Source organism: Staphylococcus sp. AntiMn-1 (genome assembly GCF_001663395.1).
GTDB lineage: Bacteria > Bacillota > Bacilli > Staphylococcales > Staphylococcaceae > Staphylococcus > Staphylococcus equorum.
In genome coordinates this window covers 521,505-547,302 of record NZ_CP012968.1, presented here as the reverse complement: position 1 = coordinate 547,302, position 25,798 = coordinate 521,505, and the positions used below count along the sequence as shown (strand labels likewise).

21 protein-coding genes are annotated in these 25,798 nt (G+C 31.6%); 5 read left to right on the top strand and 16 right to left on the bottom strand.

The window, feature by feature from the left end:
* Entirely contained in the window at positions 1-621 is a 621-nt protein-coding gene (locus tag AOB58_RS02775) for a 5-bromo-4-chloroindolyl phosphate hydrolysis family protein (RefSeq protein WP_064782940.1), read from the top strand.
* Positions 622-649: 28 nt separating this feature from the next.
* A complete protein-coding gene (locus tag AOB58_RS02770; protein ID WP_064782939.1) occupies positions 650-1,783 on the top strand; it encodes a toxic anion resistance protein in 1,134 nt (377 codons plus the stop codon).
* A 173-nt stretch (positions 1,784-1,956) separates the two neighbouring features.
* Here AOB58_RS02770 and AOB58_RS02765 read toward each other — a convergent pair whose 3' ends face one another.
* The 6 genes from AOB58_RS02765 to AOB58_RS02740 all read right to left on the bottom strand — a co-directional run bounded on the left by AOB58_RS02765 (position 1,957) and on the right by AOB58_RS02740 (position 9,517).
* A complete protein-coding gene (locus AOB58_RS02765) occupies positions 1,957-3,486 on the bottom strand; it encodes a BCCT family transporter (RefSeq protein WP_237283176.1) in 1,530 nt (509 codons plus the stop codon).
* Positions 3,487-4,130: 644 nt separating this feature from the next.
* Positions 4,131-5,474: a branched-chain amino acid-like transporter carrier protein BrnQ3 gene (brnQ3, locus tag AOB58_RS02760; protein WP_064782937.1), complete on the bottom strand. Its 1,344-nt coding sequence runs from the start codon at positions 5,472-5,474 to the stop codon at positions 4,131-4,133.
* Between the two features lie 124 nt (positions 5,475-5,598).
* Positions 5,599-7,488, bottom strand: a complete 1,890-nt coding sequence (locus AOB58_RS02755; protein WP_064782936.1) for a vWA domain-containing protein — start codon at positions 7,486-7,488, stop codon at positions 5,599-5,601.
* 12 nt (positions 7,489-7,500) lie between these two features.
* Entirely contained in the window at positions 7,501-8,292 is a 792-nt protein-coding gene (locus tag AOB58_RS02750; protein ID WP_064782935.1) for an ATP-binding protein, read from the bottom strand.
* Between the two features lie 190 nt (positions 8,293-8,482).
* Positions 8,483-8,686: a DUF6501 family protein gene (locus AOB58_RS02745; protein WP_021339169.1), complete on the bottom strand. Its 204-nt coding sequence runs from the start codon at positions 8,684-8,686 to the stop codon at positions 8,483-8,485.
* An 18-nt stretch (positions 8,687-8,704) separates the two neighbouring features.
* Positions 8,705-9,517, bottom strand: coding sequence for a VOC family protein (locus AOB58_RS02740; protein ID WP_064782934.1), 813 nt, complete (start codon positions 9,515-9,517; stop codon positions 8,705-8,707).
* Positions 9,518-9,723: 206 nt separating this feature from the next.
* On the opposite strand from AOB58_RS02740, the gene AOB58_RS02735 reads away from it, so the two are divergent.
* Complete coding sequence (locus AOB58_RS02735; protein ID WP_064782933.1) at positions 9,724-9,924, top strand: hypothetical protein; 201 nt, start codon at positions 9,724-9,726, stop codon at positions 9,922-9,924.
* Positions 9,925-10,894: 970 nt separating this feature from the next.
* Here the strand turns inward: AOB58_RS02735 and AOB58_RS02725 are convergent.
* The 6 genes from AOB58_RS02725 to AOB58_RS02700 all read right to left on the bottom strand — a co-directional run bounded on the left by AOB58_RS02725 (position 10,895) and on the right by AOB58_RS02700 (position 16,663).
* The gene (locus AOB58_RS02725; protein ID WP_236593603.1) at positions 10,895-11,599 is read right to left on the bottom strand and encodes an ATP-binding cassette domain-containing protein; all 705 of its coding nucleotides are present in this window, start codon (positions 11,597-11,599) and stop codon (positions 10,895-10,897) included.
* Positions 11,600-11,750: 151 nt separating this feature from the next.
* Positions 11,751-12,314 carry a dihydrofolate reductase family protein gene (locus AOB58_RS02720; RefSeq protein ID WP_021339173.1) on the bottom strand — a complete coding sequence of 188 codons (564 nt, stop codon included), beginning with the start codon at positions 12,312-12,314 and terminating at the stop codon, positions 11,751-11,753.
* A gap of 283 nt (positions 12,315-12,597) precedes the next feature.
* Entirely contained in the window at positions 12,598-13,605 is a 1,008-nt protein-coding gene (locus AOB58_RS02715; protein ID WP_064782930.1) for a Gfo/Idh/MocA family protein, read from the bottom strand.
* A 38-nt stretch (positions 13,606-13,643) separates the two neighbouring features.
* Positions 13,644-14,786: a Gfo/Idh/MocA family protein gene (locus AOB58_RS02710; RefSeq protein ID WP_064782929.1), complete on the bottom strand. Its 1,143-nt coding sequence runs from the start codon at positions 14,784-14,786 to the stop codon at positions 13,644-13,646.
* Positions 14,786-15,673, bottom strand: coding sequence for a sugar phosphate isomerase/epimerase family protein (locus AOB58_RS02705; protein WP_021339176.1), 888 nt, complete (start codon positions 15,671-15,673; stop codon positions 14,786-14,788). The genes AOB58_RS02710 and AOB58_RS02705 overlap by 1 nt, the downstream gene beginning before the upstream one ends.
* A gap of 123 nt (positions 15,674-15,796) precedes the next feature.
* Positions 15,797-16,663 carry a sugar phosphate isomerase/epimerase family protein gene (locus AOB58_RS02700; protein ID WP_064782928.1) on the bottom strand — a complete coding sequence of 289 codons (867 nt, stop codon included), beginning with the start codon at positions 16,661-16,663 and terminating at the stop codon, positions 15,797-15,799.
* A 120-nt stretch (positions 16,664-16,783) separates the two neighbouring features.
* On the opposite strand from AOB58_RS02700, the gene AOB58_RS02695 reads away from it, so the two are divergent.
* Positions 16,784-17,659 (top strand): AraC family transcriptional regulator, encoded by an 876-nt coding sequence (locus AOB58_RS02695; RefSeq protein ID WP_064782927.1) that lies wholly within the window; start codon positions 16,784-16,786, stop codon positions 17,657-17,659.
* A gap of 512 nt (positions 17,660-18,171) precedes the next feature.
* A complete protein-coding gene (locus AOB58_RS02690) occupies positions 18,172-18,720 on the top strand; it encodes a helix-turn-helix domain-containing protein (protein ID WP_064782926.1) in 549 nt (182 codons plus the stop codon).
* Positions 18,721-19,259: 539 nt separating this feature from the next.
* Here AOB58_RS02690 and sucB read toward each other — a convergent pair.
* The 4 genes from sucB to AOB58_RS02670 form a co-directional block, all read right to left on the bottom strand.
* Positions 19,260-20,525: a dihydrolipoyllysine-residue succinyltransferase gene (sucB, locus tag AOB58_RS02685; protein WP_064782925.1), complete on the bottom strand. Its 1,266-nt coding sequence runs from the start codon at positions 20,523-20,525 to the stop codon at positions 19,260-19,262.
* Between the two features lie 12 nt (positions 20,526-20,537).
* Positions 20,538-23,339 (bottom strand): 2-oxoglutarate dehydrogenase E1 component, encoded by a 2,802-nt coding sequence (locus AOB58_RS02680; protein WP_064782924.1) that lies wholly within the window; start codon positions 23,337-23,339, stop codon positions 20,538-20,540.
* A 198-nt stretch (positions 23,340-23,537) separates the two neighbouring features.
* Positions 23,538-24,893: a HAMP domain-containing sensor histidine kinase gene (locus AOB58_RS02675; protein WP_021339182.1), complete on the bottom strand. Its 1,356-nt coding sequence runs from the start codon at positions 24,891-24,893 to the stop codon at positions 23,538-23,540.
* Positions 24,890-25,552: a response regulator transcription factor gene (locus tag AOB58_RS02670; protein WP_002507613.1), complete on the bottom strand. Its 663-nt coding sequence runs from the start codon at positions 25,550-25,552 to the stop codon at positions 24,890-24,892. The genes AOB58_RS02675 and AOB58_RS02670 overlap by 4 nt, the downstream gene beginning before the upstream one ends.
* Between the last annotated feature and the right edge of the window lie 246 nt (positions 25,553-25,798).

The following is a 25,798-nucleotide window of genomic DNA, read 5'->3' as shown; positions in this document are numbered from 1 at the left end:
TTGAGATATACTATTTCACGTATTTTTGGGACAATTATAGCTTTTCCAGTAGCAGTTATCGCATGGTTTACTAGTGTTTTTGCTCTAGATATTTATGTTATATTTGATTTTCTTATTTCTGCGGTAACGTTTTTGGCAATTTACTTCCCTACTCAACGTTTAACTTCTAGAAAATATTTAAATGAAATTGGTCTGTCACGTCGTGATTATCATTTTGTAAATAGCCAGTTAAATAATGCACAAGATAAGATTAGAAGAATTTTGAAAACATTTGTAAATGTGAGATCTATTAAAGATTTTAAACAAGTGAATGAAATATACCGAATTTCTCGTGCAATTTATTTTGCAGTGAAACAACAACCGGGTTCATTTTTCAAAGTAGAAGGTTTCTTCTATTCACATATTGATAATGCATTGAATTTAATTGAAGCATATACAAGATTGTCTAAGTCACCTAAAAAATCTAAAGAAGAAAAACAAAAATTAGAACAAACAAGAATTACTTTAGACGAAGTGAAAAGAACTTTAGTTGCTGACTTGAAGAGAATTAATAACGAAAACTATAGCCAGTTAGATATAGAGATGGAATTAAACAAAATGGAACAGAAAAGAAATAAATAACATAGAATTAAGAATGGAGAGAAATTGAATGGCTAAAGAACAAGATTTTTTAAGTTCACATCCATTGGACAAATATATTGATGAACAGTCAGCTAATCAAAATGAAATAATCAATAATAAAACACAATATACTCAAGAGGAACAACAAAAAATCGATAAGTTGAGTGAACAAATAAAGCCAATGGATAATGATGGTTTACTGAATTATGGTACACAAGCACAATCAAATATGTCGCAGTTCTCACACCGTATTTTAAATGAAGTTAACACTACAGATGTTGGGCCTGTCGGTGAATCTCTGAATGGTTTAATGAGTAAATTAAAATCAGTTAATCCAGAAGAACTTAATCCAGAAAATCAATCTAAGTTGAAACGCATATTTAAACGCACGAAAGCATCTGTTAATGAAATATTTTCGAAAATGCAGTCTGTAGGTTCTCAGATTGATCGCATTTCTATTGAGTTAGATAAGCATAAAAATAACTTAAAAAAAGATATAGACATGTTAGATGAATTATACAATATGAATAAAGATTATTTTGAAGAATTGTCTTTATATATTGAAGCAGCTAAAAAGAAACAGCATGCCCTACAACAGACTGAAGTGCCTAAACTTAGAACACAAGCAAAAGCGACAGGTAATCAAATGGATGTGCAAGCCGCATCTGATATGGAACAATTTATAGATCGTTTAGATAAACGTATTTACGATTTGCAGTTATCAAGACAAATTGCAATTCAAACAGCGCCTCAAATACGTATGATTCAAAATGTAAACCAAGCTCTTGCTGAAAAAATTCAAAGTTCAATTTTAACGAGTATACCGTTATGGAAAAACCAAATGTCTATTGCGTTAACATTGATGAGACAACGTAATGCTGTATCTGCTCAAAAGGCCGTTACAGATACTACGAATGACTTACTATTAAAAAACTCTGAATTATTAAAACAAAATGCATTAGAAACAGCTACTGAAAATGAACGTGGTGTCGTTGATATCGAGACACTAAAAACAACACAAAATGATATTATCGAAACAATTGAACAGACACTTCAAATACAAGAACAAGGCCGTACTAAACGTAAGCAAGCAGAAACAGAATTAAATCAACTTGAATCAGAATTACAAAATCAATTGTTAGATATGAAAGATAATAAATAAGATTTTTATTAACAAAAAAAGTAGATGGAATTGGGCCAGAAAATCAAAATTAGATTTCTTCCCCATACCCATCTACTTTTTCTATATGCATTAAAAAATACCATTCTATTAGATTAAACCAATAGAATGGTATTTTAATTTTGAGATTAGAGATTTTATTCTAATCTCCCTATTTAATGCTTACTATCTTCTGTATGTTGAGTTGTTGATTTTTTAATTAAATTATCTGTATCGTCAACTGTGTCTGTAGATTGAGTCGTTACTATATTTTGTTCAACAGCAAGTTTGTGAGCAATTTTCGGTGCTGTCCAAACGACAGGGAGCATTATAATCGATATAGGTACTGCCGTTACGATTATAAAGGACTGTATTGCGCTAATACTGCCCTCGCCAATATTAATAAGAATAATTGAGATTACACCCATAATGGCAACCCAGAATAATCTGATGATTTTAGGTGGGTCTCCCTCGCCGGTAACTGACATAGAAATTGAATATGACATTGTATCGGCAGTTGTTATCACAAATATAAGCGTCAAAATGAGTAAAGCTATAACTAGTACGTTGCCTAAAGGTAATTGTGTAGCAATTGAGATAACTGCTGCAGGTAAACCATTTTCAGATAAAGGATCGCTAATTGAACCGTTATTTTTAGATTCATAAAACAAGCCACTTCCACCTAGAATAGAAAACCAAAAGTGAGAAACCACAGCTGCTACGACTGAAACAAGTATGAAGATTTCTCTAATTGTACGCCCTTTTGATACACGGGCAACTAACATAGCCATCAAAGGACCATAGCCTATGAACCAACCAAAGAAGAAAAGCATCCATGCGCCAGCCCATTGATTATCACCTCTAAAGGTACTGATTTCTAAGAAATTAGTGATGTATGTTCCGTAAGAAGAAATAAATGTATCAATAATAAAGCCACCAGGGCCTATTAATAATATAAAGACGGCAAGCGATATTGCTAACCATATATTTAGTTTGCTAAGAAACTGTATACCTTTATCTATTCCTGTAGTTGCAGATATAGATACTATGACCATAAGTCCTGCAACAGATAAGACTTGAGTAATAATGTTATCTGGAATACCAAAAATACTATGTAACCAGTAACTAAATTGAAAACCGAAAAATCCAATTGTTCCAATTGTTCCAGCTACTGCTCCTAAAATACAAAAGACATCTATCATTGAGCCTGTCTTTGTATGTTCAATCTTTTCACCAAATACTGGGTATAAAATTGTTCTTGGACGCATTTTCATCCCTTTATTATAATGTGCATACATGATTATAATGCCACTTACAGCACCGTAAACCGCCCATGCTGTAAAGCCCCATGATGTGAAACTTTGGGCCATTGCTGCGGGTATAGCTGCTGTACTACTATCTTTGATACTTGAATCCATAGTTGGTGGCACATCAATAAAATAATACATAGGTTCAGCAGCAGCCCAAAATATAGCGCCTGCGCCTAATCCTGATGTAATCACAATTGCTGCCCATCTGAAGTAACTCATTTCAGGTTTAGAAGCATTTCCGAGTCTCACACGGCCATACTTTGAAAAAGCTAAAACAGCACCTACTGCAAATGTTGCTAGCAATAAAACTTGCCAAAATGCACCAAAATATGAAATTGAAAGTTCAAATCCTTTTTGCACGAAATCCGAAGTTGCTGTAGTAAATAGTGATGACATAATTACAAATAATACAAGTACGCCACCGCTAATAAGAAACACTGGCCAATCTAGTTTATCTTTCCAATAAGAAAATTTAATGTTATTCTACTCCTCTTTTTAGTTTCTCTCTATTTTTCTTTATATTAAGTCTTTTATAATAAATAGTTAGCTTTTTCAATACTTATTGAAATGCTTACGAATATCATTGAATATTGTTTTAGAATTCAAGATTATAAGTATGAAAATGAAATCTCACGCTATAGCAAATGGTGTTTTTGTGAATATGAATACGTGTATTTACCATCTTTAATAAAAAATATGTAAGTCTATTTATGATAGTGACAAGAGACTTACTATCGTCACTGACGAAACACTTGAAGTTAAGATTATAGCCCACTTCTTCTTAGTAATCAATTGGACTTTGCAAAATTGTTATAATTTTTAAGATTAAATAATTATATATTAATCATGCACTTGGAAAATTCACCATCTTAAAAAATGATTTTTTGAATTAAATTAAGGTTCCCAACACCAAAATAAAAGTGTTACACATAAAAAATCCCTTCAAAGTAGTCACTTAAAAAAGTGATTACTTTGAAGGGGTTGATCATTACAAAAATGTTGCATTTAAATATTGAGCAGTATCTACTTAAATGAACTTTTTAATCTTTTTCGTAAACGATAGGCTTTTGATTTTTAACCATGGTAGCTACAATATAACCTATAATTGTAGTTACTATAGCAATTGGGAACCATTCTAATGAATAGTCTTTTAAAGGTAAGCTATCAATAAAGCTCATTTTTATCCAGCCTTGTGTGTGTACTACACTTAATATTGAAACAATAGAAACAATCGCAACTGGAATTTGTTGTGCAATTGGCTTAGTTGGTACAAAACGTGCAATCAATATCAGCAATACTGAAGTGATTGCTACTGGATATACAATGCTAAGTACTGGTACAGACATTGAAATTACTGAATTTAGACCTTGGTTTGCTAATATAAAACTAATTAGAGTAAAACCAATTACATACATTTTATAAGAAATTTTCGGTAAAATTCTATGGAAATATTCTGACACTGAAACGATTAAACCACATGCAGTAGTTAAACACGCAAGTGCAACAATAATGCCTAATAAATATTTACCAAAAGTTCCAAAACCTACACCTGCCATTGTAGTTAATAAGTATGTGCCTATGTTTTGATCTTTTGCTGTTAAACTAGCAATTTTTTCTTGTGATACATCCATGTGATTCCCTATAAAACCTAGAGAAATATAGATGAACATTAAGGCAATTGCAGCGATTAGACCAGCTAGCAATGTTTGCTTGAATATCTTATTCGCGTTTGCAACGCCTGTCGCTTTTACAGCATTAACTACAATCATTGAAAAGGCAATTGCTGCAATAGCGTCCATCGTCAAGTAACCATTCGTAAAACCTTGTGAAAATCCAGCAAAGCCAGAAGTAAACGCTTCGGCAGATTGACTTGGAGCATTACCACCAAAATCTACAAATCCTTTAATGATCATTGCTAAAATAGTAACAAGTAGTAATGGTGTTAACAATGAGCCGATACGATTAATCATTTTACTAGGGTTGATACATAAATATAATACAATTAAGAAATAAATAACTGTAAATATAAATAATGCTAAACTACTATTTGTTTGTGCAATCGGTGTAACAGTCATCTCAAATGATGTTGATGCTGTACGTGGAATTGCAAATAACGGACCTATTGTTAAGTATATAATTACTAAGAATACTACTGAAAACTTCGGTGAAATTTTATTTAATGAACCGATGTAGCCTTGTTTATCTAACGCTCCCACGACAACGCCTAACAACGGTAATCCGATTCCAGTTAATGCAAATGCTAAAATGGATGGCCAGAAATATTCCCCACTATCTAAACCTAAATTAGGTGGGAATATAAGGTTGCCAGCGCCAAAGAACATTGCAAACAATGTGAAACCTATAATCCATGTATTTTTATTCATATGACGTTCTCCTTTTAATCCAATAAAATAATATTACCTATTCTATCACGTTTAATTAGATGCCGTCTATATAAATTTCAGAATATTTAAATATATAGCGATTTATTTATAAAAATTAGTCTAGCTAAAATGATTTTAATAAAAGTTTTTTCAATAATGGTGACAAATGACTTGGCAAATTTTCTACGCCTTCTACAAAGATTGCATACTGACCATAAATATTATGAATCGTTTGTTCAATGTCTTCTGTAATAGGTTCCTGACTTAAAAATACATTGAATACTTCAATTCCCATTTTTCTAGCGGTTTCAACAGCTTCATAAGTGTCTAAAATACCATCTTGACTATAATTATATGCTGAAGGTTCACCATCTGAAAATACAATTAGAAAGCGTTGGTTATGCGAACGACGCATTAATCGTTCACTCCCTATTCTAATTGCTACGCCATCTCTATTATCATCTTGAGGCTCTAATGCCATAATTCTAGGTCCATCTTTTTCTAAGGTTGAGCGGTCGTATGAAATGATTTCGTCAATAATATTAGGTTGATTTGCATCATCAGCATCGAACGCGTCTTCGTTAAATGCAAGTATCTCATGTTTAACATTTAATGATTTTAAAGTTTCATGGAATAGAACAACACCCTTGATGGTTTCTTCCATCTTATCTTGCATACTTGCAGATGCATCAACTAACAATGTAAAAGTAGCATCAAAGGATTGACTTAAATCTTGTTTCTTATAAAATAACTTATATTGATCATCAATAAACCAATTAAGTAGATTTTTCTGTAATCTTCCTTTAGTTAAATTACGACGTTCATCTTGATATTCTCTATCAATTGTTTTCTTAATAATTTGAATTAAATCTTTTGTTTCAAACTGAACCTCAGATTCAACGTTATGATAATCATTGATATATTGTGGTTCAATGTCTGGGATATTCCATTTAATCTCTACATTTTGATTGATACCTTTGAGTGCGAACGCTTGATTATGACCGACAGAACCACCTTCGTCATCTTCAACATTATCAGTAGATCCTTTGCCCTTTTTTGTTTGCATATCAGTCATATCATCGCTCGCATCGCCTTCACGTGCGGTGTCATTATCTCCCATGACATCACTATTTTCACCTTCATGCAATTCCATTTCTAAATAAGCGCCACCTTCAGACGCACTATCTTGATTATTAGATTCCATTTCTTCACTTACAACTTCTTCATCGTTTTGTTCATCAGACTGTCCATCTGAGTTACTTGCATCAGTTCTCGTTAAATCCTCAAAATTAAGTTCTTGTATTGCTTCATAAACTTTTTTCGGTAAATGATAATATTCATTCAACATATCTTCTTTTAAAATACCATCAATTTGATACATGATACGTTCTGCTAAATACATGTTATCTTCAGACGTTTCATTATAGAAGAAATTAGGTAAATATTGATACATATGATTTAAAACATCATCAATTTGAGGGTGTATTTGTGGTACATCATAAAAGTTTTCTGTTAAAAAAGATGCTTCTAGATATAAAAAAAGTAAGTCTGTAAAGGTTGTTTTAGTTTTATAAACTTTGATTTGTGTCTGAGTATAGTTCAATCTGACTTCATTACGCATTTGAATTATAGGTTTTGTAGATGGACGTAATTGTACTATGGTATTTAATACACGTTTGTCTTCTAATAATTTGAAAAGTTGTTGGAAGAATTTAGGATGTTGAAACTCACGATTATGAATGACTTCATTAACAATCTTTTCATCCATCATTTGATAGCCATAAGTAGCAAGTAATACATCTGATTTTAATCCAGTTGATTCTATTTCTTTGCTTCTATGTGACCAAAATGAACTTGTAATTAGCGTATGGTTGATAGGATCATAATATGGAAATTTTTGAATCTTAACATGTGCTTGTTCATTTTTCAGTAAAAGACGAGCTAAATCTTGTAGCATCATGACTTGCTTTGCATCAAGCTGTTCGTCATTAAATTTTATAAAACGATCACTCATGGTTATCCCTCACTAAAAGTTTAATTCTACTGCGTTTTTAATTGCTTGTTGTTCACGTTCATCTTCTAATTTATCTATAATCGTACGTTGTATCGCACGTTCTATTGGCATGATGGTTGCTAAATCACTCAAATCGATTAGTGCTCGAATACTTGCTGCTTCTTCAGAAATTTGACCTTGTTTTGTCATTGTTCTCAAATCTTCATTGAATTTTATAATGTTTTGGATAACAGCATCGTCTTTTAACTGACTTTGATTTTTAATAACGTCACTTAAAATATCACCATCAATATAATCTACTTCAATAACAACGAAACGGTTTTTTAATGCTTCATTCATAGGTAATGTACCAATGTATCCTACGTTTATTGCTGCAATAACATTAAAACCTGGTGCCGCACTTACAACTTCCCCGGTAAATGGATTTGTTAATTTTCTTCGATAGTCTAATACACCATTTAGTATTGGAAGCGTTTCTGGTTTCGCCATATTAATCTCATCGATATAAAGAATATTTCCTTCTTTCATAGCTTGTATGACAGGTCCGTCTATAAAGACAATTTCCTGTGATCCATTTTCATTTGTTTGTATTGTTTTAAATCCTAATAAACTTTCTGCATCTAAATCGACGGAACAGTTAATTTGGTGCATTGGTCTATTTAAAGTTTCACTTAATGTTTCAGCGAGTTTCGTTTTACCAGAACCTGTTGGTCCTTTTAACAGTATATTTTTATTTAATTGCATTAATGATTTGGCATCATTAAAAACAGTTTCATCTCTATTAATATATTGTGCGTTTGTCATTTTTAAATGTCTCCTTTGGCATTTACATGTTTGTCTGATAATTGTTAAAAACCATTAAAAATAGACTGGGACAAGAATACATTATCATATTTTGCCCTAGTCTATTTTTAATAAGAAAATATATAAACTCACAATCTATTGTGAGTAATTGTTCGTTGCTTTCATGGTTCAATACGATATATTTAAAATATTATACTTCTTTAAAATACTCTTTATAATATCCGCCAACTAGACCAGAGTTATCGATGATTTGATAATATTCTTCGGTTTCATTAATAACGTTATATTGCTTTCCTACTGTTAGCATATCAGATACCGTGAATTTTTTCGCTTCCGCATGTTCAACTTCGACTTTTTTAATAGGTGTATTTGTTTTCCAAGTTTCATGTAACATAATTATAAAAACCTCTCTTTATTGTTTTATTTCTAAAGTTAAAATAAATGTGATGCCGCTTTTTTCACTAATTCTTAAAGAACGTTCACCATCTTGATCTAATGTTTGATAAGGAATCCCAATGACTTCAAGTTGTTGTAATGCATTTTGAAAATGTGCTTTTGATTCAGTAGCAAATTCAATTTGTTCAACTATACCATGTTCAGGCATTTTAACTTCATCTTTTGCAGCATAGATATGTAGCTCGCCACCTAGCCCACCGTCTCCAATACGAAATACTTGTACTTTGTAATCGGCATCGTCTGTTGGTACGTATTCAGCAAAATGTATGAGTCCAAAAACTTTAGTTAAAATAGATTGCGTTAATATGAGTTCATTAACTTTCAATATGACAGGTCCTAAACCTTGGATTTGGTGTAACGGATTTACAGTACTTTCAAATGATGGCATACCTAATGGTGCTCCAGTATTATGTTCGTTTGAGTAAATATTAAAAGTTTGATCATTTTGGTCTTTAAAATCAAAATATTTATGACCATTTAAATCTGTAATTCCACCATGGTTAATGTGTTGATTATCTAATACTGATTTATACTCATCCAGACCTTCATCACTTGGTACGCGCAAACCAATATTATCTATATGATTATTATTGTTAATATAGTTAGGTATTTCTACGAAATGTATACGTGTACCAGAATTAAGTTCAGCATCTCCAAAACGTAGCGCTTGCCCTTTGTTTGTCACATTGAGTCCGAGTATATCTTTAAATAAAGTTTTAGTTTTTTCTAAATCATTTGTCCCTGTAGTAACACTTCTAAGACCATTCATTATATTAACCCCTCTATTCATATCTTTTCAACTAATTATAACTTACTTTAAGTATTATTTGTATGATGAATAATGGTTTTACAAAATTATAACGATTATACATTGGACGAATTAAGAAAATGTATTAAAATGTATCTATATCGTGATTTATTATTGTTCATGACAAATTTGAAAATAGATTTATTGAATTAGAAGGAGGTTTTAAAATGTTAACAGTATGGGTTGTATTTGGTATCACTGTGCTTATAGCAGTGTATTCTGGAATTACTTTCTTTTCAAATATAAATAATAAAGCAAAGCAAAAAAGTGCTAATGCTAAAAGTGTTAAGAAAAATAATATCTATGGCGTAGTTTTCTTAGTATTTTTAATTCTAGCTATTATTGAGCTTTTTGTGTATATAGCTTAATAAATTTACATTTTTTAAGACATGTAAATTTAATCGAGATTATTGGAGTTAAAATTTAAAATAACATGTAGTTGTTATACTTGAATAATAAAGCCATAGTAAAATTTAAAAGGTTTGGGATAAAATTATCTCATGCTCTATTAGGAAGCCCAAATCTATTAGAAAAACTGATAGATTTGGGCTTCCTATTTAATTTTTAATGATAGTAAAGCGTCTACTTGTTTTCGTATAACTAAACCCTTTTTGTATTAACAACATTTACTTATCTTATTGCCTATTGAAAAAATATTTGATCATTTGAAAAAATATAACTATATATATAAAAGAATGGATGCATAACATTATAAAGTCTAGGTTAAATATATGAATGGAATCCTTATTTAATAGATATAAAATACTGCTTATAGGTGGAAGAGTCCATAATATCCATTGCAAAAATGAAAATTGTTCTATTAATAAATCCTTGGTAAGTGTAACAATTATGATAAGTATTGTAAGAAGCCAATTAAAGTTTTTACTAGCAATTTTTGTATTTGTTACAAAAGAACCTAATAATATCCCAAATAAACCCATTAATATATGTGTGATTAAACCTATGGAAATTAAATTTAATGTAACATCTTTATTAAAAACATGGATTAATAATGGATAGGATAGTGAAAGTAGTATTAATAAACAGCTAACTAGAAAAAGATATAAAACTTTAAGTTTTAAATAATTGTTTTTAGATCTTAATTGGATATATAAAATATAGCGTTCGTTAATAGTATCGTGCTTGAAATTAATAATTGTAAGCCAAGTCATTATAAGAAATAGTACAATTGATGTGGAACCATAACTAGATAATACAGGGACATCTTTATAGATATAGATGCTTATTAGACATAATAAGTAAATAAAAATAGGTGGTATAAAAATATAAGATTTTAAAAACTTTAAATTTTCATATTTTAAAAAAGTAAGTAGCATATTATAAGTCCTTTACTTCTATAATTTCATAATTATAATCTATTAAATTTTGTATAACTAAGTTAGATTTTGATTTATATACTTGTATCGCTAACTTATTGTCGCTAATTTTTATTGTAGAAACTATAGAATCTTCATTATTTGCCATAATTAAGTTGTTGTGATTTTGTTTATGGCTTTGCACAATAATTAATTTCTGCGTATCTTGCTTAGAGATGGATTTAAATGTGTAATCATCTAAATTGAGTATATGAGTGACTACAGTATTTTCAAAATTGTAATCATGCGCTGTTAAAATAATTGTTTTCGTTTTAACTAATTGTTTTAAATGATTTATAAATCGTTTTTCTGATTTATTATCTAGACCTGAAAATGGTTCGTCGAAAATTAAAATGTCAGCATCCGCTAATAGACACTGTATAATATTAACTTTTTGTAATGTTCCTTTAGATAAACGATGCAACTTCAAATCTTGAAATTCAGTTAAATAAAATAAATCCAAATAATTTTGCAGTATAGTATGTACTTGTTTTTTATTAATTTGATCATTTGAGTTAATTATGAATAATAAAAATTGTTTTACTGTTACTTTAATGTTTTTAGGAAATGTATCCGGGGCATAGCTAATTTTAGAATCAGTATAAATATTGCCGTTACTTGGTAACTGTAATTTGGAAATAAGTTTTAATGTTAAGCTTTTACCCACTCCATTTATTCCTTTTACTAAAGTTATGGAATTTTTGGGGATTTTAAAGGACAAATCATTAATGATTAGATTTTGGTTAAGCATTTTTGATACGTTTTTAGCTTCAATCGCTATGTGCACTGAAAATCATTCCTTTTTCTATAAAAGTTTATTATTTACCTTTGCCATAAATGAGCTGTACGACACCACTTTGATAAGTATGTGTTTTTAGCAATGACAAATTCAATCTCTGACTCATATTTTCAAATAATGGTTTTCCAGAACCTAACACTACAGGGTGAATAGATAAACGATACTCATCAATTAAATTATTATCTATAAATGAGGTGATAATACTAGACCCACCATATAACCAGATGTCCTTTGTATGGGCTAATTTGATTTGTTCTACTGACTTGATAATGTCAGGATTATTAATAAATTCAGTTGTTGTTTGATCGGGAATATGTTGACGTGTAAATACATATTTCCTTTTGCTATGAATATTGTCCCACATCAACTGGTCTCCATTGATATTATCATCTGCGTGCGGTTGGAACGTTCCCCATAAGTCATAGCTTTTTCTACCATAAATAATAGCGTCTATTTGGTTTAAAAATGCATTGAAATTCATTTCTGGATCCATGATGCACCAATCAATTTCACCATTGGCCCCTTCTATAAATCCATCTAAAGTTACAGCAAGATCTAATATGATTTTGCTATTATTGATCATAAAAGGCACCTTCATTCATTAAGATATATTATTATATATTTATTGTAATGAAGCTTAAATAAAAAAACAATCATTCTATATTCCAAGCAAACATGTACTTTTAAAATCAAAAATGTTCGAATAAAAAGGAGCAAGGTAAGAAATCAAATTTTGGTTTCTTACCCTGCTCCCACATTGCTGAATTAATACAGACCACTACAGTGAAATATATTATTTACATTTATAAAATAACATGTTGTATTTATGTCCCTTGCGCTGAATAGATCTTTAAGGTAGTGAAAATTTAATCACTGGCAAATGTTACGGTATGATTTGATTCAGAAGACATTTGAATTGCATCTATCATAGCTATGGATGCGAGTGCATCATCAGCATGTACATAATTTTGCGTATCGTAATGTATGCAGTCATAAAATTGATTAATCAGTTTACCATGACTTGGTCCATAATAAGATTTTGTTTTAGGTGCTTTAGCATCTTCTATAACTTGTATTTTATAACCGTCTTCATTTACGCGTGTCAGAATATTATCCTTAATTGTGAATTTTTCATTTTCAAAGATGACTTGAAGCTCAACACTAGAATTTCCAATACTGGCATTTGTAGCGAAAAACATGCCATTTGCTTTATTTTCAAATTCTATATGTGCTGCTGCGGTATCCTCTACTTCAATATCGTAATCTAATAGTTGTGAGACATTGCCTTTAATAGACGAGATTTTGCCGCAAAGTAATTGCATTAAATCAAGTGTGTGAATGGCTTGATTGATTAACACGCCACCACCAGCAGTGTCCATCTTACCGCGCCAAGGTTTCTCTGTATAATAAGCTTCAGGTCTAAACCAAGTTACGAGACCTTTTACGCCGATGATGTTGCCATGTTTACCACTTTCGACGATTTGTTGTAGTGTTTGAAAGGTGTCGTTATAGCGATTCTGAAAGCAAATACCAATTTTTATTTCTGGGTATTTACGTTCTAATTTCACTAATTCAAGTCCTTCTTTGGCATTAATTGCGAGTGGTTTTTCTTGAAGCACATGAACGCCTTTTTCGACACAAGTCGTTGTCGCTGATAAGTGTAAATAGTGAGGTAAACAAATATGAACACAATCTAACGCTTCTGAATCTAACATTTCATTTAAATCTTTATAAAAATGAGCATGAGGCACTTTATTTTTAAATAATTCATTTTCATCACAAACTGCTACTAATTGAGCTTCTGGATTATCATCAATCGCTTGAATATGTACTTGAGCGATATCACCTAGTCCAACAATTCCAATTTTAAGCATATGACCATCTCCGTTTATTTATGCTTTTATGAGTTAATTTATTGTTCTGATTGAATTTTTTCTTGTAATGCATTTTTAAATTCTGTTGGATCTACTGGTAGTGATACCTCTTTGCCTAACCAACTTGAAAGGTAAATGGCATTTACGAAGTTAACACCATTAATACCGTCACTGCCTGGGGCAATCAATGGTGTATCATCGATAATATTAGCTGCAAAGTTTTCTAATACGCTGATGTGTTGTTGACCCCACACACTTTCAAATTCAAATGTTTCTTGATCATAGATATCGTCAAAACCATTGCCAGTGAAAATTTTGGCAGCATCTTCCCACGACATATTACGATTCATATCTGTTTCAGAATCTTTTAGGCGAGTCAGTGTAATTTTTTTACTATCTTCTACTAATATTTTACCTTTATCGCCAGTGATTTCTAAACGGTCTGTTCCGATAATGTCATGTATACATGTAATGAATACACCTGTTGCTCCGTTGCCATAATCTAATATAGTTGTTACATCATCATCGACGTTTAATTCTCTTTGGTAACCATATTTGACATTTGAAAATACTTTTTCAGGTAAGCCACATAACCACTGGAGTAGATCGATTTGGTGTGGCGCTTGGTTTACTAAAACACCACCACCTTCTCCATCCCAAGTTGCTCTCCAAGAACTTTGATCATAATATGCTTGTGGACGCCACCATGTAGTGATAATCCAATTTGTACGACGAATTTGACCAATTTCACCATCATCAATTAATGCTTTAACTTTTTGATATAAAGGGTTAGTTCTTTGATTAAAGAAAATACCAAATGTTAATTCCGGTTTAGAAGCTGCTAAATCACTAATTTCTTTAACTTTTTCAGCATAGATATCTGCAGGTTTTTCTAAAAGTGCATGAATATCTCTAGACAATGCTTCTTTGCCTATTTCTGTATGGAGGTAATGAGGCACTGTCGTAACGACTGCATCTACATCACCACTTTCTAACATATCAATATAGTTGTCGTAGAATGGTACATCAGGATACTTTTCAGCACTTAACGCTTTTTTCTCTGGATCAATATCACATATTGCACCGATTTCTAGTTTATCTACTTCTCCGCTATGAATAAAACCTGCATAAGTACCACCTTGTGCACCTAAACCAATAATTCCTAAACGAACTTTTTCCATTATGCATTCTCCTCTTGTTCAATATTAGATAGTATTTTAAGTAAAGCTTCATATTGCATTTTATATCCTTCAGCACCATCTTTAGCTACTGTGTTTTGGATTGTCTCTGTGGAATGTTCAAGTTCTAAATCTTTAAGTGAATCAAACACAACGAGATGAGGTTCTAGTGTTAAAAAACCTTCGTAGCCGCGGTCGATTGCTTGTTTAAGTATCGATTCAATTTGACCATCCCCCGTGCCACATAAGACATTGACGCTATCTTCATAAACAGCATCTTTAATATGAATATATTCAATATGTGGAGTCAATAATTCATAACATGCTTGTGGATCCTCGTCACATTGAACAAAATTTGCGAAATCAAAGATTGCCTTAAAATGTTCTGAACCGACTTCATTTAAAATAACATTGCAACGTCGAGCAATATCCCCAAAGATATCTTTTTCATTTTCATGAAGTAATATCACATTATATTGTTCAGCAATTTTGGCAAATTGCTTTAATTTAGCAATGACTTCTTTTTCATAATCATCAAAATTATCTTCTTTTGGTATATAAAAACTAAATATTCTAATGTATTTACAATCTAAAGCATTTGATATTTGGCATAATGTTTTTAATATTTCTAATTGTGCTTCAAAAGCGGCATCATCATTAATATAAATTTTACCGATTGGAGATCCAATGGATGAAACACCAATGTTCCATTTTTCCAACCTTGGTAAGACATCTTTTTGTATGCTTTCAACTGAGTATTTGCTAATATTTTCACCATCAACACCGCGCAGTGAGATATAGCGCATACCTAATTCACTGACAGTTTTTAACTGAGTATCTAATTCTGATGATATTTCATCAGAAAATCCTGATATTGCGATATTTTTCATTATAAAAATACCTCCATTTTTAATAAATATAACTTAACTTTTATAAAATAGTTAATTGCAATCGCTTACATAATTTTGCTTTAAAAAGCACCTATCAAGGTGTAAATAGACGATTAATTTAAATTAGAACCATGTTTTATAACCTAAATCAATTAAGTGGTCACGACTTGTGATTAAGCAATCATAGGGATCGGCACCGTACAATTTATCTTGCTCAACAAAGAAATATTCACTGCCACTTTCAAGGCCAGCTTCTATGATATCTCGTAAAGGTAAAGTACCTTCACCAAGTTCAGCAAATTGTGTAATCATATGTAGCATATAATATACCTTCTCAACGCCTTCTCCAGGGTATTGGTTCCAGTCAATTTCTCCAATGCGGTAATCTTTTAAGTGAATGGCACGAATACGGTTTGCGTATGTTGGTATGAATTTAGCTGGGTCTATACCAGCGCGCCAAATCCAATGTATATCTAACTCAAAGCCTAAATGTTCAGTATTATCACGCATTAAATCTAACATGAGCTCTCCATTATAACGAACGAATTCTATGTTATGCGCATGATAGTATAGATCGATGCCATGTTCTTTTAAGCGTTTAGCATATTCCTCACAGATTTCGGCAAATTTAAGCGTACTTTCTTTAGAACCCATATAATTCATAGGAAGCATGCCAATACGTAAAATTGTACAATCTACAGCTTTACAATCTGCTACAATTTTATCAAAATCATTTTGTAATGTATCACCTGGGTATTTTTGTTCTTCAGAAATATCTTCAACCCCGCAAGACATTGCTGCGATATTCATGCCAAAATCTTTAATTGCACGTTGCATTTCAGTAATGTTCTGTTCTGTCATTTCTATTTGAGATACTTCAACAGCATGGTAGCCAAGCTCATTTACTTTATTTAAAACGTTGTATATTCCATCTTCAGCTACCTTATCTTTAAGCATCATCATTTGAACTCCAATTTGTGGTTCAGTCATATAAATCATCCTTTCAATTTAATATTGCTTTAGTGTTATAATTTAATTATATATTGAGTGAAAATTAACAACATTGTAAATAAAGGGAAAAAGATTGTTTTTTGAGTGGGAGGTAATTTAATGAAAGATAATGGGGATATTAAGTTTAAATTTGATTCTATCTCGTTACCTTTTGATGGAGAGTATGCAGCATGGCACAGGATAAGTGATGGTCACTTTGGCAATGAATTACATTATCACGACCATTATGAAATATTTTTCTCACTATCAGGTAATATGCTATATACCATTGAAGGTAGAAAATATCAGTTAGACGTAGGTTCTTTATTGCTCATTACGCCATATGAGTTTCATCAATTAAATGAACAAATGGATGGGCATGCCGAACGTATTGGATTAAGGTTTGATGCACATTTATTAGAATATTTGTCTACAGATAAATGTGATTTAAGTGGATGCTTTGACACAAAATCACCAAATTTTAAAAATTTACTACAATTGTCAGAATCGCAAAAAAGAGAACTATATTATTTGCTTCAGGGTTTAATTAATGAACAAAATAGTCAGAAATTCGGGAAGAAATTAGCAGAAGAAGCATTGCTCACTCAATTTTTTATACTTTTAAATAGAGTGTCTATTGCTAATGAACAGGTATCAGTGCTAGATGATCCGGAATCGGAGTTAGTAAGACAAGTATTAGATTACATGGAGTTACATTATGCAGATCCTATTTCATTAGAAGATTTGGAAAAGAAATTCTATGTTAGTCGCTATAAAATTACTCAACATTTTACTCGCCTTGTAGGTTACCCACCTTATCGCTATTTATTACAGAAACGATTACAAAATGCGCAACGTATGTTGAAAAATGGAGAAAGTCCACAACAAGTTGCCAACTTATGTGGTTTTAGCGATTATTCTAACTTTTATCGAAAATTCAAAACGTCTTATGGATGCAGCCCACGTGATTATTATCAAAAACACGTCAAAAATTAAATGCTAATATAGTAGAGAAATGCCATTACTTTAAAATTGTCTCAGCTAGTGAGTCTATAGTGATGGCTTTTTTTAATGGAAAGACCGATTATGAAAAAGTACTTAACATGATAAAAATGCATCTATGCTTTTAAAGATACAAAAATTAAGTTTATACTCTAGCAATGTGTAACGGTTAGTAATCATTATTTGAATGGTCAAAAGTAAAATATAATAAGCTAGTTATTGAAATAGAATAATGAACTGTGATCATCAGAATAAATAGAAATATCGTAGCTACTATAGATTTCAAACATGAAATCTGCTGTTTTACGTGTTTAAAACCCAGAATATTCAAATTAATAAATAGTTACACTAACACTGCTATCATAAGGTTTATAGTTTTTATACAATGTCTTTACTACCTCCCTCTTTAATAAAACGTTATAACGTGTATAATGACGTTATAACGTTTTATGATTTAAAATGAAGTTTCCTTACGTTAGATTATAAAAATAAAGGCGGGAAAATCTATGAAAGAAATTAATGATATTATTGCTGAAAACCTTAAGTTGTATAGAATACAAAATGGTTATTCATTAGAATATTTATCCACTTTGACTGAAGTAAGTAAAACGATGCTTGGACAAATTGAACGTAAAGAATCTATTCCATCGATTACAACATTATGGAAAATTGCCAACGGTTTAAAAGTTTCATTCTCTGAACTTACACAAGAAAATATTGAATATATTAGAAAGATATCTGCGAATGAGTTGAAGCCATTAACTTCAGAAGATAATAAATATAAAGTATATCCATTTTTTAAGTTTGATATTGAGAAAAAGTTTGAGAGTCATATGGTTATTATAGAGCCTGACGGTCTTATGAAAGATTCGCCACATGGTTCTGGATCTATAGAGTACATAACGGTTTATGAAGGTACACTAACGCTTAAATTGGATGGAGACAACTATACGGTTCACAAAGATGAATCTATTAAATTTAACGCTAATATCTTCCATTTTTACTCAAATGAAAATAATTCATCAGTTCGATTTAATATGATTGTGCATTATTAATTTCTTTGCAGAAATATTTAACTGTTTTCAGGTTGTAATAAAAATATAAGTAACTGCATACTAATCGCTCACATTGTAATTTAAGTGCGATTTTAAGTTGATGTCTTATTTTGTGATTAAATATACCTTTTGAGTTATTGTTGTTGTATATGTCCTTTTAAATGAGCATATTTTTATAATTCCATATATCTGTTAAGTATAGTCAAAGACATAACTCGGTTTTCTAATACTATCTATTTTTATTAAATTCATGGTTAAACTTAATAACATCGTTGATTTTAAGTGTTGCCATAATTAGTTTTAGTATTTTTCTTCTAAGACAACGCTCAAAGGCTTCCGGTTATATTTGTTTAACGTGTGGCTTGATAATATTAATCATCGCCTTTATTTTTTGATTAGCTTGGGGCGTGAATACGAAGTCGAATTTTGATTTCATGTTCACGCTCCTTATTTGGATTTTAAAGTAATTAAAATTTAAAAAAATACAACGACGCTTAGCGCCGTTGTATTGGGATTAATAAACTATTTTGTGTTTTGGATTAAGATTCTAATAGTAAATCTTCTGGGTTTTCAATTAAATCTTTAATCATTTTTAAGAATCCTACTGCTTCTTTACCATCAATGATTCTGTGATCATAGCTTAATGCAATGTACATCATTGGACGGTTTTCAATTGTATCTGCATCGACAGCAATTGGACGTGTAATAATTGAGTGCATACCTAGAATAGCAGCTTGGCTACCATTGATGATTGGTGTAGACATCATTGAACCAAAGATACCGCCATTAGTAATTGTGAATGAACCATTTACCATATCGTCTAGGCCGAGTTTTTTATCGCGTGCTTTTTTAGCTAAATTACCAATTTCTTCTTCGATTTCAGCAAAGTTTTTCTTGTCACAATCTCTAACGAAAGGAACAAGTAAACCATCGTCAGTAGATACTGCCACACCGATATCATAGAATTGTTTAGTAATCATATCGTCGCCGTCTATCTCAGCATTCACACCTGGGAATTTTTTCAGCGCTGCAACAGCTGCTTTTGTAAAGAATGACATGAATCCGAGTTTAGTACCATCATGGTCTTTGATGAATTGTTCTTTTTTACGTTTACGTAAATTCATTACGTTAGTCATATCAATTTCGTTAAACGTAGTTAACATAGCTGTATTATTAGAAACTTCTAATAATTTCTTAGCAGCTGTTTTCTTACGACGAGACATTTTTTCTCTCACTACTGGTTTTGATGGATTTTGTTGTGCTGGTTTTTTCGCTTCTTCTTTAGCGGCTGGTGCTTCTTGTTTTGAGCTTGCTTGATTTTGACTTTGATCAACATGTTCTTTTCTTACAACATCATTTGATTGCGCTGCTACTTCAGATAAGTCGATACCTTTTTCACGAGCATATTTACGTGCTGACGGTGTTGCATTAACACGTTGCCCATTGTCTTGATCTTTTTCTTCTGATTTATCATTTTGTGTTTCAGATTGTTGTGGTTGAGCTTTTTCTGATGATGAATCGTCTTTAGCATCATCTTGTTTAGCTGATGCTTCTGAAGCGTTGTTTCCGCTACCTTCTCCAACGACAGCGATAGACTGGCCTACTTCAACTGTATCGCCTTCGTTTGCAAGTAATTCTTGAAGAACACCTGCTTCTTCTGAAACAACTTCAACGTTTACTTTATCTGTTTCTAGTTCAACGATAGCTTCACCTTTATCTACGTTATCGCCTACTTGTTTTAACCATTCTGCAATGGTACCTTCTGTTATGGATTCTGCTAATTCTGGAACTTTTACCTCTGGCATGCTTGACTTCCCCTAGTTAATTTTTGTACTTTGTTCGAGTATCATATTTTGAACGAGTTTGTGAATTTCACCATCACCTTCAGCTGGTGCCGAACGTTGTATACGACCATGATAACTTAAATCGTATTTATCTGTAGTTAATTCTTTTAGATATGGATAAACAAATGACCATGCACCTTGGTTCTTAGGTTCTTCTTGTACCCAAGCTACGTTTTCTAAATTCGGCAATTCATTTAATAATGCTTCGATTTCTGTTACAGGGAATGGGTAAAGTCTTTCAACTGCAACAACTAATATAGAATCATTTGGATTTTTAGCCAAATACTCTTTTAAATCAATAAACATTTTTCCTGAAGCTAAAATAACTTTTCTTACAGCGTCTTTTTGATGTTCTTCTGGTAAAATCGCTTCAAATTTGCCCGTAGTAAATTTACTAATAGGATCTGCTACAGTTTTATTACGTAATAAGCTTTTCGGTGACATTACTACTAAAGGTCTCATAGATTCTGTACCTAATGTAGCAGCTTGGGCACGTAATAAATGGAAATAATTACTTGAACTAGATAAATTAACGATTGTCGCATTATTTTCTCCTGCAAGTTGCAAGAATCTTTCTAAACGTGCAGATGAATGTTCTGGTCCTTGTCCTTCAAATGAATGAGGTAACAATAATGTTAAAGCAGAACGTTCGCCCCATTTAGCTCTTGAACTAAATAAGAAGTTATCAAAAATCATTTGAGACATATTTGAAAAATCACCATATTGAGCTTCCCAAATTGTCATACATGATTTATTTTGAACGTTATAACCATATTCAAAGCCAACTACCGCAGCTTCTGATAATGGTGAATTTCGTACTTCAAACGTCGCTTTTTGATCAGGTACATGATGTAACGGTGTATACTTCTCACCAGTCTCTGGGTCATGTAATACTGCGTGACGATGACTGAAAGTACCACGTTCACTATCTTGACCTGTTAAGCGTATTGGATTGCCGTTTTGAGTGATCGTCGCAAAAGCTAATTGTTCTGCTTGAGCCCAGTCAACTAATCCATCTTCTTTTTCAAACGGCTCTCTACGTTTCTCCAATACTTTATTAAGTTTCTTCAATACATTGAAATTTGAAGGATACGTAAGCATCGCATCATTAATTTCTTTTAGATGTTCAAAACTTAATTCTGTATCTTGACTTTGAATTGGTTCTGCCAAATCGTCTGGTTTTTGCATATTTGGATTATCCATTTTATTATTTTTATCGATTTTGTCATGAGCTGCTCGTAATGATTTTTGTACTTCATCCATAATATTATTCATTTGATCTTCTGTAATAATATTCTCATCAACGAGTTGTCTTCCGTATAAAAGTTCAACGGAGTCATGTTTACGTATTTCATGATATTGTAGTGGGTTTGTGATTGATGGTTCATCCATTTCATTATGACCATATCGACGGTAACCAACTAAATCAATAACAACATCTTTATGGAATTCTTTTCTGAAAGCCATAGCAATTTCAATTGCTTCAATTGTTGCTTCAACGTTGTCTGCATTAACATGCATAATTGGCACATCATATCCTTTTGCAACATCTGAAGAATATGTTGTAGAACGACCTTCTTCAGGTTCTGTTGTAAAGCCGATACGGTTATTTGTAATAACGTGGAGTGTACCGCCAGTAGAATAACCATCAAGACTACCTAAGTTCATTGCTTCAAAATTGATACCTTGACCAGGATAAGCTGCATCACCATGAATTAATATTGGCATTGATTTTTCGAATTCAGTTGTTACTGCACCAGGTTTATCTGTATTGTCTTGTGTTGCACGTGTTTTACCTAAAACAACAGGCGCTACGATTTCTAAATGACTTGGGTTATTAGCTAATGAAATACGTTGTTCACTACCATATGAACGCGTTGTTTTCACGCCACCAAGGTGATATTTAACATCGCCAGACCATCCAGAAGTTAATTTTAAGCTTCCGTCTTCTGGTAAAAACTTCATTGGATCTGTGTGCATAAATTCAGAAATCATCATTTCATATGGCTTTTCTAAAACATGTGTGAGTACGTTTAATCTCCCACGGTGAGCCATACCAATTTGAATGTTTTGAATACCCTCGTCACTCGCAAGTTTTAAAGTTTGCTGTAACATTGGGACTAATGTGTCTACACCTTCAATTGAAAAGCGCTTTGCGCCTACAAAGTTTTTGTGTAGATATTTTTCAAAACCTTCAACATGTGCTAAATTTTTAAAAAGTTCGATTTTTTGATTGTCATTTAAAGTTGCTTTGTACGGTGTTTCAATTCTGCGTTTTAACCATACACGTTCTCTATTATTGTTGATATGCGTGTACTCAAAGGCGATTGGTCCTTTGTAACGTTTTTCCATACGTACAATAGCTTCATAAGCATTGTCATAAATATCTTTGAAATGCTCTGATACAATACCTGCAGAAATAGATTCAAGTGTTTCTTTGTCTAAATTAAAATCTTCAAAGTTTAACTTTGGAACATTTTCTCTTACAGGTCTATTGACGGGATAAATATCTGCTGATAAATGCCCATATTGGCGGATATTATCTATTAAGCGCATAACACGTTTGATTGTGCTATCACCTTTAGTCACATTACTTTGACCTTCCTTATTTGTTACGATGTTAGCTTCACCGTTTTTAATTGTACTAAATAGGACTTGCAAATCTTCTGGGACTGAAGTCGGATCATTTAGATATACGTCATATAAATCTAAAACATATCCAAGATTTGCCCCGAAATTTACAGGTGCCTCGGAAACCTGTCTTTCGTTGCTCATATTACACCCTCCACAAAATAGTTGAAACGCTTACAAATCAATAATAGCATTAAACAAGCGCAAATTAAAGTACCAATAGCCTACTTATATGAAAAAACAGAACCTAAATGAAATAGATTCTGTTACTTTTGTAATATATATAATAATGTGACGTAGGTTTTGCTAAATTTTAACTTTTTAAATGCTAGATTATACGTGTTAAAAAGTGATTTTAAAAGTTGTATATTTACCTATTTCACTTTCAACTTGAATGGTGCCATGATTCAATTCAATTATTTTTTTAGCAATAGATAGACCAAGTCCATTTCCACCTAATTTACGAGATCGTGATTTATCGACTCTATAAAAACGGTCAAAGATAAATTCGATGTCTTCTTTAGGAATACCAACACCATGGTCTGTTATCTCAATAGAAATTTGTTTATTTCTCAGATTGGTTTGAATATGAATATGTTTGTTATGTTGATCATATTTCATAGCGTTATCAATGAAAATAATTAGTATTTGCTCTAATTGATAACGGTTAATTTTAATATTAAGTGGTTTAGGAAAAGCTTCAAATTCAAATTTATAGTCCTGATGTAATTGTTTTAATGATTTTATGCGAGAAGTAATTTCCTGATTGATATCTACATTTTCGATTTCTCCATCACGACTATTATTATTATCTTTTGTGAGTAAGAGAAGTTCTTCTACTAATTTTGTAATCCTCATCATTTCTTCTAAGGAAATGTCTAAAGATTCTTCGAGTATTGCTGCATCTTTTTTTCCCCAACGTTGAATTAAATTTAAATGACCTTGGATAATTTGCAATGGCGTACGTAATTCGTGAGAAGCGTCTTCCACGAATTGTCTTTGTTGATTAAAAGATTCTTCCAATTGGAACATCATTTCGTTAAACGTAACGATTAAATTATCTGTTTCTTCATAGTTTGTATTTAATTCTACTTTTTCTTGGAAACCATCTCTACGTATTTGTTGCATTTTGTTAGACATCAATATTAATGGCTTTGTAATTTGTGATGAGAAAAAGTAACTAACAATGGCAGTGATAAACGTTGCAATGATGCCGAAAATAAGCGCAATAAAATATAAAGAGTTTACGAGTGTATTATAGTCTTCTAATGAATGGACAATGACACTATATCCTTTGAAACTTTGAGAATCGATACGTTGCGTTATAGTCAAGTATTCTGTATTATGGTGATTTTTAATGGACGCTTGATTTGCATCTTTAGTCGCAAAATTGGGCGTGTAGCCTATCGTATTATCATTTGAAGTTTCCATTAATTTGTTGCCGTCGTCATTGTATAGTATCACTTTCTGAAAGTTGCCTAAAGAAGCATTTAAATCTAAGGGTGTTATATCTTCAATTTGTTTAGTTTCAAAAAGATTTACAATATCTGACGAACTACGTTCTGCCTCAGTAAATTCATTGTGGCGTAAACTATTACTCAAGAAGAATATAATAATTAAACTAAAAATAAATATCGTTGAAAACGTTATTGTTGTTGTAATCATCATCCATTTTGTTTTTAATTTTCTTTGCTTCATTGTCTAACCACATAGCCAACACCACGAACTGTTTCGATGTATTTATCTTTACCATAGGGTTTGAGTTTGTTTCTTAAATAACGAATATAAACATCTACAACGTTCGTTTCAACTTCAGTATCATATCCCCAGACATCAGTAATAATTTGTTCTCTTTGTAAAACATGATTTTTATTAACAGCAAGTAAATATAATAAATCATATTCTGTTTTCGTCAAATCTAATGATTCCCCCTCTACAGTGACCTTAAAAGCATCCTTATCTATAATGATACCTTTGATATCGATGACATTCTTTTGTGGCTGTCTACGAAGCATAGCACGTATTCTAGCTAGTAATTCTTCTATATCAAATGGTTTAACAATATAATCGTCAGCGCCATAATCTAAACCTGCGACTTTATCATATGTATCACTTTTTGCAGTAATAATAATAATTGGTGTTGTTTGTTTTTGACGAATTTGACGACAAATTTCTAAGCCATTGATATTTGGTAGCATCAAATCCAAGAGTATAAGGTCGTAATTATTGGATAATGCTTTTTCTAGACCAGGACGTCCATCGTATTCTATATCTACAGTGTAATCTTCGTGTTCAAGTTCAAGTTCTATAAAGCGAGCAAGATTTTGTTCATCTTCTACTATTAATATTTTTGTCATAAGTTGCACCTCAAATTATATTTTAAATGAAAATACATCATGTAGGAAGTTATTACTAATAATTGTATAATTTTTGTTGCTTTTATACGAGAAATATTCAAACTAATAAATCATATAATATAGCGCTATGTTAACCTTTTAAAGGATATTGAATTTTGATATATAAGAAATTATAAAAAATACCCAATTCTAATTGACAATAATTCTCAGTGTTGTATAATGTAATTGAAAATGATTATCAATTCC